The 260-nt window shown below is 59.2% G+C and carries 1 protein-coding gene; it reads right to left on the bottom strand.

Annotated elements, in window-relative coordinates:
• On the bottom strand, positions 1 to 233 hold a 233-nt coding region (locus Q5762_RS38830; RefSeq protein WP_399495624.1), incomplete at its 3' end, for an NADPH-dependent FMN reductase.
• Between the last annotated feature and the right edge of the window lie 27 nt (positions 234 to 260).

Genomic DNA, 260 nt, shown 5'->3' with positions numbered 1-260 from the left:
AAAAACCGCACTTCCGCCCCCAGGCGCGTAAGGATGCGCCCGGCCTCTTCCGCGGACAGCCGGCTAAATGAGCGGACCCGCAGCGAGCCATAGAGGATCAGAATACGCGGTGGATGCGTTCGGACGATCGTAGGCCGCAGTCGTTCGCGGTCGATTGAAGCGAAGTGCTGCTCATCAAGCTGAGGGGTGGTCAGGTTCGTCAGGTCGTCAGGCAATTCGTTTTCCCCGATCATCAATAATGAGCTGACCGTCTTCCTTCG

The sequence above is a fragment of the Streptomyces sp. P9(2023) genome (assembly GCF_032436795.1).
Lineage (GTDB): Bacteria > Actinomycetota > Actinomycetes > Streptomycetales > Streptomycetaceae > Streptomyces.
The sequence above is the reverse complement of the archived record's forward strand: the minus strand, read 5'-3'. Positions and strand labels throughout refer to the sequence as shown.